Source organism: Micromonospora sp. CNZ297 (assembly GCF_007827625.1).
Genome location: NZ_VISU01000052.1, coordinates 1 through 13,286 on the forward strand (window position 1 = coordinate 1; position 13,286 = coordinate 13,286).

General features: G+C 68.3%; 7 protein-coding genes. 1 reads left to right on the forward strand and 6 read right to left on the reverse strand.

The window, feature by feature from the left end:
- Positions 1–98: 98 nt before the first annotated feature.
- Entirely contained in the window at positions 99–1,586 is a 1,488-nt protein-coding gene (locus FB454_RS34315; RefSeq protein WP_145824239.1) for a DUF4209 domain-containing protein, read from the forward strand.
- Between the two features lie 206 nt (positions 1,587–1,792).
- Here FB454_RS34315 and FB454_RS34320 read toward each other — a convergent pair whose 3' ends face one another.
- The 6 genes from FB454_RS34320 to FB454_RS34345 all read right to left on the reverse strand — a co-directional run bounded on the left by FB454_RS34320 (position 1,793) and on the right by FB454_RS34345 (position 13,012).
- Entirely contained in the window at positions 1,793–2,644 is an 852-nt protein-coding gene (locus FB454_RS34320; RefSeq protein ID WP_145824240.1) for a hypothetical protein, read from the reverse strand.
- Between the two features lie 1,032 nt (positions 2,645–3,676).
- Complete coding sequence (locus FB454_RS34325) at positions 3,677–4,795, reverse strand: TIGR02679 domain-containing protein (RefSeq protein WP_486485502.1); 1,119 nt, start codon at positions 4,793–4,795, stop codon at positions 3,677–3,679.
- Between the two features lie 20 nt (positions 4,796–4,815).
- Positions 4,816–9,159, reverse strand: a complete 4,344-nt coding sequence (locus FB454_RS34330; protein ID WP_145824242.1) for an SbcC/MukB-like Walker B domain-containing protein — start codon at positions 9,157–9,159, stop codon at positions 4,816–4,818.
- Complete coding sequence (locus FB454_RS34335) at positions 9,156–10,316, reverse strand: TIGR02678 family protein (RefSeq protein ID WP_145824243.1); 1,161 nt, start codon at positions 10,314–10,316, stop codon at positions 9,156–9,158. The genes FB454_RS34330 and FB454_RS34335 overlap by 4 nt, the downstream gene beginning before the upstream one ends.
- Positions 10,316–11,830 (reverse strand): DUF2397 domain-containing protein, encoded by a 1,515-nt coding sequence (locus FB454_RS34340; RefSeq protein WP_145824244.1) that lies wholly within the window; start codon positions 11,828–11,830, stop codon positions 10,316–10,318. The genes FB454_RS34335 and FB454_RS34340 overlap by 1 nt, the downstream gene beginning before the upstream one ends.
- Before the next feature lie 480 nt (positions 11,831–12,310).
- Positions 12,311–13,012, reverse strand: a complete 702-nt coding sequence (locus FB454_RS34345; RefSeq protein ID WP_145824245.1) for a PIN domain-containing protein — start codon at positions 13,010–13,012, stop codon at positions 12,311–12,313.
- Positions 13,013–13,286: the final 274 nt, after the last annotated feature.

Consider the following 13,286-nt stretch of genomic DNA (forward strand, 5'->3'; position numbering starts at 1 on the left):
GGTCGATTGCTGTCTTACCGGGAGCCTCGTCCTACCTGGACACCGGCCTCCCACACCGCCCGTGACCTGCGCCGTCACGATGAAAATGGCTCAATACCATGGAATTTCTGCTGCGGGCATGGACCCTGGCGCGCCGGATCAGCGACGCCGATCTCGACCGCCAGGCCCGGGCCCGGCTCGGGCAGATCGCCGACGAGATGATCACGCAGCACCCGGGTGCTCGGCCCGGCATCCTGCTCCCTGCCCTGGCGGCGTTATCGGTCAAGCCCGTACGAGCCAAGAAGAGCCCGCCGACACCGGATCCGATCGACGTTGGCGATCTGCTGGACCGCGCGGCGGCCGCCTGCCGGCGCGGCAGCGACGCTACGGCTATCGCCCGCTACCGGCGTTCGCGGTCCCACGACCCCTCCCTGCTGCAGACCATCGCCCGCGATGAGGCCGCCGCCTACTTTCGCGACGCTAATGAAGCCTCGCACCCGGCCGTGCGGATGGCCCGCCTGACCGCCGCCGCCCGAATCGCTCACGAGCGCGGCCTCCGAAACCTCGAACGCGACGCCGCCACTCAGATGCAGAACATCGACCCCGCATCGCTCGGCATGCATACCGTCACCGCGTCCAGCACGGTGCCCGCGTACCACATCGAGCCACTGCTGCACGGCTTCACCCGACCCGCTCGCTGGCAGCAAGCGATGGACGCCTTCTTGGACAGCGATTGCCCGACGGGTGACATCACCCAACTGCGCGCCGAAGCCTCAGCCAACCAAAGCCCCTTGAGCCGAATCCTGCGACCGGTCCGCTTCGCCGGTGGCCTGCCCCGCGCCGCCGCCGACACCGAGGAGGACCTCGAGAAGCAGGAGATGAGCTTCTACGCCCAGGTCTTGGCCGAAAACCACGGACGGCTGCTCGCCACCGGCCTGAAGCGCCTCGCCGACCGCTACGGCATCCCCAGCGAGGACGACGTGGTCGACTACCTACTGACTCGTGGCGCCCGCGACCCCGCCCTGGCCCGCAGCCTCGCCAAGGCCCTGCGCCATTTCTGGAATCGGGACATCGAGTCCGCAATTCACCTCGCCACCCCCAAGGTCGAAACCGCCGCCCGCGCCTTGCTCATCGAACTCGACGAAGGCATCTACCGCGCCGAATCAGCCAAGACCGTTGGCGGATATCCGGGCCTCTACGCCCTGCTCGCGAATCTCGAGACCGTCGCCCTCGACGAGTCCTGGGCGTTCTTCTTCAACTGGCTACTCGCCGGACCATGGGGCGCAAACCTGCGCAACGACGTCTCCCACGGTCTGCCGGCACCGATGACCCCCGCCTACGCAGCCCTGACCCTGCGGGCCGTGTCCGTGCTGGCCATCGTTGCCGGCCCGGTGACCACCATTCGGCAGGACACCAGCCAGCGCCGCGACCGCGACGAACTGATCGCGCTGCTCACCTCGCTGACGCCCGACGCCGATCCCGCTGCACGGCGGCTCAACCGTCTTGCCGGATTCACGGAACGCTTGGCATGGCGGCTCCGCCTGGCCCAGGCGCGCCGAATCCAGCGCCGCAAGACCATTGCTCAAGTCGAGATCGAACGTACGTAGACATGGCACGAGGTGGCAGGGGATCCACGCCTCGAACCATTCAGCAGGCTGCGGGAGCCGGAGGAGAAGCATTGGCCGGTGGCCTACGGCGGTGGCGAGGATCGAACACATGCGCGGCTACCTCTTGGAGGAGGCGCTCCACACAGGTCCGCCCATGGCGGCTCCGGCTCGGGCTTCCACCCGAGGCAGGCGGAGGCCCAGCCGTTCTACCCGTTGCGAAGGGTCGTGATGATCCGGTCGGTGTCCCCGGACGCGATCGCGTCGAGGATCCCGGTGATCCTGGCATCCTTCTCGGCTGCCTTAATGACCTTCGTCAAGTTCGCGCGGTCGGTGTAGAGGGAACGGGCGAGCTCGGCGATCGGCAACTCCTCATTCGGCATCCGCGCGTACCCCGCTAAGCCGAACTTCAGGGAGTGGCGGGCTTGCTGGAGCTGTGCCTCGCCCGCCTCGCGCATCAGCCATGCGCTCACCACCGATCGCGCCATGCCGGGCGGCCGGGGTGTGTCGGAAGCAATTGCCTCGTCACCGCTTCCATACTCGAGGGCAAGGTCGGTGACCCATCGGGCGTAGGTGCCGTACGCATCAAGAACGTTGTACGTGTGCACGACCTCGATACCCCCGCCAGCCAGGGTACGAATGATCTTCGACTCCTTGGGGCCGACTTCCTCGGGCACGATTGCCACAACCCGGTCCCGCCATCCACAGAACTGACTGGCGGCCCCGGTGCGCAGGCTTTGAGCCAGGAAGACGCGGGCGGCGTCGTCGAATACGTCCTCCCGAGGAGTGCCCGCTGCCACCATCCACATTCGGGACGGGGTTCCGGGCTTCCAGTTACCGTCAGCGTCCAGCGTGATGTCGCTCTCGTAGAGGACGGTCTCACCCGATTTCACCACTTCACCGAGTACCCGGCCAGCTTGAGAGATGAAGCCGGCGATGTATTCGGCTGTGTCGGTGTCGACCAGGTCGGCAAGACGGTTCCGTTCGGCCGGGTCGTCGACCGGCGCGGCGTGGCGTGGGGTGAGGAGGTCCGTGAGGTATCTAAGATCAGGCTGGGTCATGGGTACACGCTACACACCCTCCTTTGTCTCGGTCCAGAGTTGCCCAGTGATCGACTTCGACCGCGAGTTGACGGTCTCCCGCGATGGGCTGGGGTGACTCGGGCTGCGGATTGTGTTGCTGCGGGCGCCCGGTCAACCGCAGAGGGCGTTGATCACGTGCGAGGGTCTGCCGCAGGTCCGGCGGCTCCTGGAGGCAGTGACTTGAGCAGGTCACCATGAGACCCCGTGCAACCATCTTTGGACTCGCCCGCGGTCAGCTCGGTATTGGCTGACGGAAGCCCGGAGGGAGCGGTTTGGGAGCTCGGGGTTGCGGGGGTGCCGAGGCAGCGACCACGTCGCAGCTGAGGGCCCCGACACCAGACTTCCGGCAACCACACGGGCACCGCCCGCGCGGCAGCACTGTTACCTCCGGCCAGCCGCTGGCGGGGTCGTGCCGAAATTGGGGGAGCAGGATGGGAGCAGGCGGATGCACTGAGCGGCGCTGAACAGCGCCCAAGGGTTTGGAACGGCATCCAACTGCATTCACCTCGACCTGCAAGCTTTCGTTTCGCAGGTCAGAAGAGCGTTGTCGACTGCCCTGCAGAACCGCAGAGCACTCCGCGGGAAGCAGGACCGCGCTGACTATCTCGCCTGGCAGGGAAGTGTGCGCAGGTCAAGGCGGTAAAGGTTGGCACGGCCTTGCAACTGGGGAGCAGATTGAGTGCAGGTTGGCGAAGCGGTTACCGCGCCCGAAGTGCTCACCGACGCCGGGCAGGGACGAGGACTCTGGGCTGCGGTCTTGCGGTCGATTGGTGCGGCGTGACCTCCCAGTGGATTCCGAAGCGGTCACGGCTCGCTGCTCCCCGCATGGCCTGTGTCCCGGGATTACGGGTCGTCGGTCGTCACAGGCCAGGCCTGCTCTGCATCGATGCTGGTCGCTAAGTCCGCCGCGCCGGACCGGTAGCTGGTCTCATCAACTAAGACAATGATCCCACCCGCGAAGCGGTAACCAGCGAGACGGACACTGCCGCAGCAGCCTGCACTGAGCTTCGGTCAGCGGTGAACCGCAGATCGCAGGTCGGCCAGTAACTCTGGGAGCCGTGACTCCTCGAAGATGCCGTCGATCTCGGGGAGCCAGGGTTCGGCGCCGCGTAGGCGCAGCATCTCGGCGGCGAACCTCCGACCGGCGGTGTCTCGGTCCGCGCTGATCAGGAGCCGTACGCCAGCTCCGGCGAGGCCACCGAGCAACGCCCATGCGGCCGAGGAGGGGCGCCCGTAGACGCAGACTAGCGGCAGACTCGCGGTGCCGTGCTCGTCGGCTGCGGCCTCCACGATTGACGGGTTCTCGCACACTCTGACCGTGTGCACGTCGTCGTGGGGACGCCACGCCCCCCGCAGCGACCGGGAGGTCAGCCATAGCGGTTCGCCACGCCGGGCCGCCGTGCTGCTCAGGTCTGCGGCGGGGGAGTCGCCGACGAGCGGGAGTCCGAGGACGAGGACGGTGGAAGAGACCTCGTCGCAGAGGACGCCGAACGAGGCCCAGGTGCGCCGCCAGGAGGTGGCCGTGAGCGCCTGGTCGACGGCTTCTGCCGCCTCGGTTGGTGCAGCACCGGCTGCGGCGAGGAGGCGGGCGGCGAGTCGGCCCAGTGTCTGGCCGCGGTCGAGGCAGTGCGTGTCGTCGAAGAGCGCGTCGGCCAGTTGCGGCAGCGGCCGGTTGTCGCTGGGCAGCGCCTTCCACAACCGGCAGAGTTCGTCCGCCCGTTCAGGGACGTGATCGGCGTTGGCGCGTTCGAGCCACCGTTTCGCCCGGGCGTGGTCGACGGCATGGGCGGGCCAGCCGGCTGCGATCAATGCCTCATAGGCGGCGTTGATCGTGGCAGTGCGGGCGGCGAGGTTGGCGGCGCGTTTGGCTCGCAGGTTGTCGGGTGCTCCGCCGTGCCGAGTGAGGACCGCGACGAGGTCGTCGTCGAGGGCGGCGAGGCCGGCACGGAGGTTGCCGAGGGTGATCGCTTTGGCGGAGGCTTCCCAGGCGACGCCCAGGAGCCGGCCGACCTGGGCGCGTTCGCGTTCGTCGAGTTCGACGGTCAGGCGGACCCGGTCGCCGACGTGACCGTTCTGCAGCCGTTCACGCGCTGCGGCAAGGACCTTGGCCGGGCCGGTGCCGGTGGCCACCCACCGGTCCGCGGACGCGCTCACCGCACCTCCTCATCATCGTCGGATTCGTTCTTTGAGCTGTCACTGTCGTCGCCGAGGGCAGTGAACAGGTCCGGTGGCATGTGGGCCGGGATCGGTTTCGCGGTGAAGGTCTTGGCGGCCATGTCTGCGACCGGTACCCGTTCGATGGTGTTGCCGGCCCACAGCATCAGGGACAGGTCGACGCCGGCGGCGGGGGCCGGTGCGCGGGAGACGAACCAGAGGGCGGCAGCTGGTACCTGGGCGGTTGCCACGAGCGGGCTGGGCCCGGCGAGCAGGAAGTCGAGGCGGAAGTCGACTAGTAGTTCGAGCATGGCGGCGCGGTTGTCCGGGTCGACACCGACGAACGCTTCATCGAGCCATAGCGGCCGCGGGGCGATCGGTGACTCCTCGTAGAGGGCGACCAGGGTAGCCAGTAGCGGTTGGAGCAGGGTGACGACCTTGCCGCCGCCGGAGTCGACGCCGTGGACCTGTTTGGTGAACGGCTCGAACTTGCCCTCTCCGACGCGGAAGTCGGCGACGACGTCGAACCAGTTGCGGTAGTCCAGGAGTTCCGCGAGCCGGTCGGTTAGTTCCTCCGGGCCGGCGTTGCCGGCGTCCTGCGCTTCACGGATGCGTTCGGTGAGGAAGGCGCGGATCTGTTCCTGCACGGTTTCGGATTCGACGGAGCCGGTCTGCAGGGTCTTTAGGATCTCGAATGCGGCCCGCTGCCCTTCGGCGGGCGTACGACGCAGCCGCATCGTTGTCTTGTTCGCCCCGGTGGGGTGGCGGCCAAGTACGTCATTGACTAGGCCGAGCAGCCGGATGGCGGATTTGAGGCGATCGCGGAGGTGGTCAACGAAGGTCGAGGACAGTAGTTCGGTCAGGATGGAGTTCATCTTCTCGTCGTGGCTACGGGTAAGCCGCACGACAAGGTCGTCGAGGTGGTCGATGGCGTCGGTGGGGCTGAGCTGAGTGCCTGAGGCGTCAACCACGATCGCGACAGCGGTCAGGCCGCCAGCGGCGTCGGGGTCGATGGTGCTGACCCCGCGACCGCCCTTGGATTCGAGCACTGTCCGTAGTGTGGTGAGCTCAGTGCCGAGGGCCTTCTGCAGCGCTGCCTCGACGCGGCGGCCCTTCTCCTCGCTAGTGACGGGCCACTGTGCCAGACGCAGTTTCTGCGCGGCGGTGGTGGCCTGTTCGAGCGCGGCCGCCAGGGTGCGTTTCGGCTCGATGGTGATCCCGCGTGCGGCGGCAAGCCCGGCCTCCACCGGAATCCACCAGTTGTCCAGAGCGCTGTTGAGCCGGTGCTGCGCCGCGGTCAGTTCGTCGTCGGCCCGGGACTGGTTCTGGCCGGCGAGGACGGCGGCCTCGGAGAGCGCGACGCCCTTTTTGCGGCTGGCCTCGACCCGGCTGTTGAGACTGTCGCGGTCGGCAGCGAGTTGTTTCACCTGGGCGAGCTGCTCCTGGTCGTCGTCATCGACGGATTGCTCTGCCTGGGTGGCGAGCAGGTCCGCCGTTGCGGCGTCTTCGGCAGCTTGCAGGTGCTTCCGCTCCGCCTCCTTGAGCCGGTCCTCGGCGGAAGTCGCCTGACCCTCGGCGGTGCGATGTTCCCGCTCGGCGCTGTGCTGCTTCTCGAGTGCACCGGCGAGTTCCGCGACGGATTCCGCTGCTTTGTCCAGGCTGGCGGTTATCTGGTCGAGAAGCTCGTCACTGGAGGGCAGCAGATGTTCGTTGGCGTATCGGAGCATTTCGGTGTTGGCGAGGTTGACCTTTTCGTCAGCTATGGCACGTTCGTCTTGGCGGCGGATCAGACGCTGCTCGGCGGTTTCGAGCTCTTTGTACGCGGTCGCGGAGGCGATCGCGGCCCGGACGACGTCGGCATCTTCCGGAACGGTGCCGGCGGCGGTGGCGGCGGTGAGCTCGTCGACGCGGGCCTGCAGTTGTTCTGCGCGTTCCTGAAGGATGTCGACTTCCGCACGTGCTCGGGCGGCCTTCTCCCGTAGTTCGGCGACGGTGCGGCGGCGAGCAGCGGCCCGGGCGGCGACGCCGAGCAGTTCGGCACCGTGGCTGCTGCGGGCAGCACGTCCAGCGGCGGTGGTGGTCTGCCAGCGGCCGTCCGCGGCGACGGCTACCGCAGCCTGCAACGGAGTGTTGTCTGGGGTGAAGCCGATCGCGGCGAGGATTTGCTCGGTGGCGGCCCGCAGTTCGGCGGCGTCCTCCGCCGGCTGCAAGACCGCCCCCAACGATCCGCCCGTCGCCACTGGGGCGGTAAGCGTCATGACGGTCTCGTCACCGTCGCGGTCGGCGAGCCATAGGCGGTCCGGGCTGACCCAGGCGTCGAGAAGTCCGGCAGCGTCCAGGGCGGCCTCGACGTGGTCGATCGTGTCCTGCGCGGTGCCGGGGGCCGGGTCGATCAGCCGCCACAGCGGGGCGCCGTGCGGGCCCGGGAACGCTGGCCGCGGCCGGCGGGTCCAGCGTTCCGGAGGGGTGGGTGCTGGGTCACCCGCGGCTTCGAGGGTGTCGGCGTCCGCGTCATACGTGTTCGCGTCGCTGCGCAGCTGCTCGGCGCGGGTGGTGATGGTGACTGCTTGCCGAGTCAGCGGCAACGTGACCGGATCGAGCCAGGTACTACGGATCAGGGATGCCAGCACAGCGGTCGGCTGCGGCGACCGGGCCTGCTCGGTGACCGCGGCGATCCACTGCTCCCGGATCACCGTTGCCGGGGCCTCGGCAGCCAGGGGCAGCGCCCACCGCTCGATACCGTCGGACAGCGCCTGCAACGCCTTCTCCACCGTCTCGGCGGCCTGCGTGGCGGTGCGCTTACGGCGGTCGAACTCGGCCTGCGCGTCCTTGGCCCGCTCGTCGGCAGTCCCCAGCTTGGCGTTTGCGTCGCCGGCCGCCCGGATCAGCCGCCGCAGGTTCGGGATGGCCTCCTTTCGGGTCTTGATCGCCTTGTTGAGGCGGGTGATTTCGCCCGCCGCGACCCACTCGGATGCCTGGTTCCCCAGACCGGCGGACGTCACCTTGGCAGCCGTCTGTTCGCCCACCGCCCCGGCGCGTTTGCGCGCGTCGGCTGCCGTCTTCTCCAGGCGGCCCCGTGCTGCGACGGCACGGTCTCGGTCTTCGCGAGCCCGGCCGGCATCGGCCAAAAGGCCACGGGCACGTTCCGCGGCCCCGTCCGCCTCGCCCCGTAGGCGCTGCGCGTTCAGTGTCCGCTGTGCGGCACCCTTGTATGCCTGCGTCTGTAGTGCCTGCTCGTAGTCGGCTTGGGCCTGCTTGAACGAGCGGAGGAGGTTGTCGGTGACTTTCTGCTCGGCGGTGAGGTTGTCGCGGGCGGTGTCGAGTGCGCCGGTCGCGGCGCGCACAGACTTTTCGGCATCCTCAGCGGCGGTGTTTGCGGCGATCAGGTCGTCGCCGCGTAGCCGCAGGACCGCGTCGGCCCACGGCCGCCACCCCTTGGCGAGGTAGTGGGCGACCGCTTCGCGTGCCTCGACCGCGGTGTCCCGGTCGGTGCCCAACTGCTCCACCTGCTGCCAGCCGTCGGCGAGTTCCTCAACCTCTGCGCGGGCGATCGGCGGCAGTGCGGCGCGCATCTGCTCGGTGAACCAGTCCGGGTTCAGCCGTTGGCCCAGGTGCGGGGTCCGCAGCACCTTGAGCATTTCCAGCACAGTGTCGTACCGGTCGGAGTCGGTGAACCCGAACAGGTCCCGGGCCAGCCGGGCGGCGTACTGTTTGCCGTTCTCGCACACGACAAGCCCGTCCGGGGCGCCGAGCTGTGCCGGGACCGCGACTGCCTGTCCTTCGCACAGGGTCAGCCCGTCCCGAACTCGGGCGGTGCCCCGGCACACGATCCAGGTCGGTGGCATGGCCTTCACACCGCGTTTGGCCTGGGCGTACAGCAGGGTCGTGAAGAACTCGGGTTGGCCATCGTCGGCGATGCGGCCGTACTCGACCCAGGCCCAGCCGCGGTTGGTGCTCGCTGAGGTGTCGCGCCGGTCGCGGGCGTCATCGGTCGGCTCAACGTAGTACCGGAATGACTTGTCGGACTCGCCGAACGTGTCGACGTACTGCCGGCCGAGATCACCGGCGAGCATGATCAGTGTGGTTAACGCCATTAGCGTCGACTTGCCGGATTGGTTGGCACCGACGAACTGGCCGCGCCCATCAGCGAACCAGTACTCGGCGATGTCGAACTCCCACAGGTTGACGACGCCGGCTCGCAGCCCCTGCCAGCGTGACGATCCGGGCTGAGGCAGGCCACCTGTGGTGACCGCGTCGCGCCACTCGGCCAGTTGGTCGTCGGTCGCGGCCGGTCCGGGCGTCGTCATCGTGGTTACGTCGTCGGGAACTGTCGTGCTCATCGGGGGGTCTCCGCGGGGGTGGTGATCGTGATGTCGGGGTCGCGGTAGCGGGCGGCGACCGGCAAGAGGGTCCATGAGTCGTCATGGGCGACGCGGAGCAGGCCGAGTTCGACGAGCTGCTTCTGCGCGTTATGGCGGATCGTGCCGGGCGCCTGCTTCTGGGCGCTGTTCATGTACTCGCCGCGCCAGGTGACGAGATCGTCGACGACTTCATCGACCTGGATGCTGGTCAGGGTGACCGTCCCATCGCTCTGCCGGGCGCCGTGCCGGCCGGCGATGTCGGCCATCAGCAGCGCCACCCAGTCGGCGGCCCGGGCGCGGGGCCAGTCGACGACCGTCGCGGGACGTTCGTCGTCGGTCAGCACGACCAGCAGGCCTTCGGACCGGGCCTCGATGTGCCCGCCGGTCATGGCGGCGACATCGTGGCTGCGCGGGCCGCGGCGGGTCCGCAACGCGATGGCGTCATCGTCGGACAGATCCGCGTACAACACCACCGGCGTCTCGATCAGCGCCCGCAGCTGCCGGATCGTGCGGGTGGCCATCCATTGCTCCTCACCCGCCGGCTCTGTTGCAAACGCCAACTCGAGGACGTCCGGACTGGTCAGCAACAGCACAGCGTCGCGATCGACGGCGTAGCCAGCACCGACGCCCTGCCCGGACTCGGTCCATTCGTCGAGCAGTGACTCGTCGCTGGTGCGCCGGCACAGCACTCCGAACTCCTCAAGTAGCCGGGCGGCGTCACGCAGTAGCTTCCGCTGCGGACGTTCCTCCGGGTCGTACGGTGCGACCTGCACCCCCGGGGCAGCGATCAGGTCCCGGACCATGTCCGACAGCTTCTGCAGCGTGACGGTGCCGCTGGTCTCCTCGCAGCAGGCAGCCAGACAGCACGCCAGCGAGCGGACCCGCCGCGATACCACGTCGGCCGGTACCGGCGGGAACGTCACCGTACCCGCCACCGGAACACGGACAAGCCGCACCGCCCGGCCGACACGCTGCACCCGGTAGCCCAGCCGCTGCGCTGACTCCTTCACTGGTTGCAGCCGCCGTACCACCAGTCGGTACAGTTCGGCATCGGTGTCCGGCGTGACTAGCGGCTTGGCCAGCAGGCCGACGAACGCGCGTTGTACGTCGCGGGTTTCACCCGAGGTGGTCCCCATCAGACCGCTCGCCCCGCTGCAGTGATGTGCAGCCGGATATCCGGGTGCACCAGTCGGCCTGTCGGAGTAGCAACCACGGCCGTCGGATGGTCATCCGGGGCAGGATCGGCTCGCAGCATCCACCGGCCGTCTCCGGTCATCGCCGATGACACCTGCGACTCGTCCAGCCGGGCCGCGGCGAGCGTGGCGAGCAACTCCAGCAGCATCTCCAGCTCCGGCTCGGTCAAGTCTCGCCATTGCGACAGCCGCAGCCCAGACCGGGCGAGCACCGCCTCTTCCGTACGCGCGCGTGCCGCCTGTTTCTGCGCGGCGGCAGCCCGAGCCGCCGCTCGGGCTTGACTGCGGTCCGGGATCCGGGCCGCGCTTCCGGTCGTTCCGCGTGGCCCTTGCTTGCGGAGCCGTGCCGCCACCGGTGCCGGTTCGGCATCCCAGAAAGAGACCGCTCCCGGATTTCCGGCCGGCGCTGGCCCGGCTCCGGGAAGGTGGCGAGCAGAGAACAGCCCGGTTGCTCGGCACCAGATCTCCCAGCCGGTGGCGTCGTCCTCGGCGGCTTCAAGTCGGCCAGCGAGGGCGAGCAGTTCGGCACGCCGGGATACGTGTCCGCCGACCGCAGCCAAGGTCCGCTGGCCGCGCACCAGCGGACTGATCGTGTCGCGCATCTGCCGACGCAACCGGCGGGCCTGGCTGTTCGGGCCGTCGAACCAGCGCCCCAGTGTCTCGAGCGTCTGCACGTAGGAGGCGGCAAGCCGGTCGAGCGAGGCGCCGTCCGCAGTGGCACCCAGACCGTGGACAGCTACCTGCCGCCACGTCTGCTCCGGCGTCTCGAGTAGTACCCGGACGGTGCTGGCGATTTGATCGGAGTGGGTGTCGATCCCAGCACCCCACATGTCCACATACCGTCGCAGGGTGTCCTGGATCTGAGCCAGCTTGCCCGCATCCGGCGTGCCGGCGAGTGCACCGGCAAGGCGGCCCTGCCAGCCCGCCGCCGCGTTCGCCATCGTCGTGAGGGTCGGGTTGATGACCGCCCATGCCTCGGCCGCCGCCGACGGGTCACCCGCAATCGCACCTCGCAGACGCCCGAGATGGCTGGTCAGCACTGACGGGGCAAGTGTCGCCGCGGCATCGGCGGCGACGTCCTGGCCCATACTGCTGACCGCGCGATGCAGATCGGCAGCGACTTCGGTGAGTTGGTACCGGTCCAAGTTCCGCAGGAAGTCCTCGTCCCGGCGGGCCCGGTCCTGCCAGACCTCGACGACCCTCCACTCCTCCAAGCGACGCATCCGCCGCTCCAGGCTGAACCCGGGATCGTCCACCAGACCTGGATCGGCTCCGGCAGCGGCCAGATGGTCGCGGAGCAGACCCGGCAACTCGGCCGCGGCGATCCCGGTCAGCGAGTGTTGCTGTTGTGCCAGCAGCACATCGACGATCAGCCGGTACTGCGCCGCGCGCCGCCCCACCAGATAGCTGGCCTGCACCAAACCACCCGGCAGCCCGGCGAGCTGCCACAGGTCCACTCCACTACCGGACGGGTCATCGACCTCGTCGGCATCCCGCTCATCCGGCTCAGACGAACGCAAACTTCCCCCAGGTCACTGCGGCGTCCGCCCTCGGCGGAACGCGTCGCGGTCTTTGCTTGCGACGTCTCGCGTAACGTCGCCACGCGACAAGAGATAACATGACGATCTTGGCAACGGTCACATTGCTGCGCCCATCCTGATCTCCTTGCGGTCGGCCATCGCGCGCGGTGAGCATAGAGGTGCGGTCTGACGCTTTCCGTCGTTTGGACAGCCAGTTGAGATCACTGATGAGCTATTCGCCCTCGGCTCGAATCGTGCCTACCCAAATCCGATTCACCTGAAGGCGATCGCCGGCTGGCGCAGCAACCCGCCGGCCCAGCTTCGCAACACCATCACCCATGCGCGCGGAGGGCCCGACCCCTCCGCGCGCATGGATCCCTCCGGCTCGGAAGGCATCCGGTAGTCGTGCCGGTATCTCTACTTGGAGGAGGTGCCGCGGAACTGCCCGACCCACCAGGAATGGGTGATCAGGCCGGTGGGATCGTCGCGACGGACCAGGATCCGCAGGGTCGGGGCGTTTGCCGAGGAGGTGAACACCTCGTCGGCGCGCCGCAGGTCGGCGTGCTGCAGGTGGGGAATCTGCCGGACGTCGGCGAGGTCGTCCACGGTCGCCATCGCCCGGGACGTCGGCTTGCCCAGCTTTGGGATGAGCGCGGCGTACAGGTCGGCGTCGACGTCGCTCTCGGCGAACTCCAGCAGCGGGTAGTACGAGTGCTCACTGGTGCCCTTGCGCAGAAACACGACGATGCGGCCCCGGTCGTCGCGGCCGTACGCCGAGCGGCCGCCGTCCTCGGCGCCGACCACAAACACGTACTCGGTGCCGCCACGGCGCACCGTGTACCGGGTGGCGTCGATGTACTTCTCTTCTCCGCCTGGCCACCGGTATGTGAAGGACTTCGGCTCCAGCGGCTGCTCTTCGACGATCGAAAAGGCAATCTCACCGTTCGGTGCGGCCGGCGCTCCAGTCTCCACCACCAACCCGGCTATGGCAGTTGACGCCACCAGCGTGTCCGCCGAGGCCACCGGCGAGTGGAGTAGGGCTCGGATGCGGGCGCTCGCCCGGGCGATGTCGTCGAGGAAACCTTCGATGTCCGAAACTGCTTGATCCGACAGGTTCATCTCACCTCCTAGTGGAACTACTGTAAGAGACACTCTGAGGGTCCGCTCGCCAAGTGTAAAGTACTTTTAGTGCTTTGAGGGGGAGGGTTGAGGGGATCGCCGTGGCAACGCCGAGCGCGATTCGACGCCCCTCGCCGCCGTTACTGCCGTGGGGGTCGTGGTCGATGATCAACATCCTGAATGAGCCATTTTCATCGTGACGGCGCAGGTCACGGGCGGTGTGGGAGGCCGGTGTCCAGGTAGGACGAGGCTCCCGGTAAGACAGCAATCGACC

Bases quoted from the DNA above. Each gene is read 5' to 3' on its own strand.
- FB454_RS34320 (WP_145824240.1), bottom strand. From the start codon at position 2,644: ATGACCCAGCCTGATCTTAGATACCTCACGGACCTCCTCACCCCACGC.
- FB454_RS34345 (WP_145824245.1), bottom strand. From the start codon at position 13,012: ATGAACCTGTCGGATCAAGCAGTTTCGGACATCGAAGGTTTCCTCGAC.
- FB454_RS34335 (WP_145824243.1), bottom strand. From the start codon at position 10,316: ATGGGGACCACCTCGGGTGAAACCCGCGACGTACAACGCGCGTTCGTC.
- FB454_RS34330 (WP_145824242.1), bottom strand. From the start codon at position 9,159: ATGAGCACGACAGTTCCCGACGACGTAACCACGATGACGACGCCCGGA.
- FB454_RS34315 (WP_145824239.1), top strand. From the start codon at position 99: ATGGAATTTCTGCTGCGGGCATGGACCCTGGCGCGCCGGATCAGCGAC.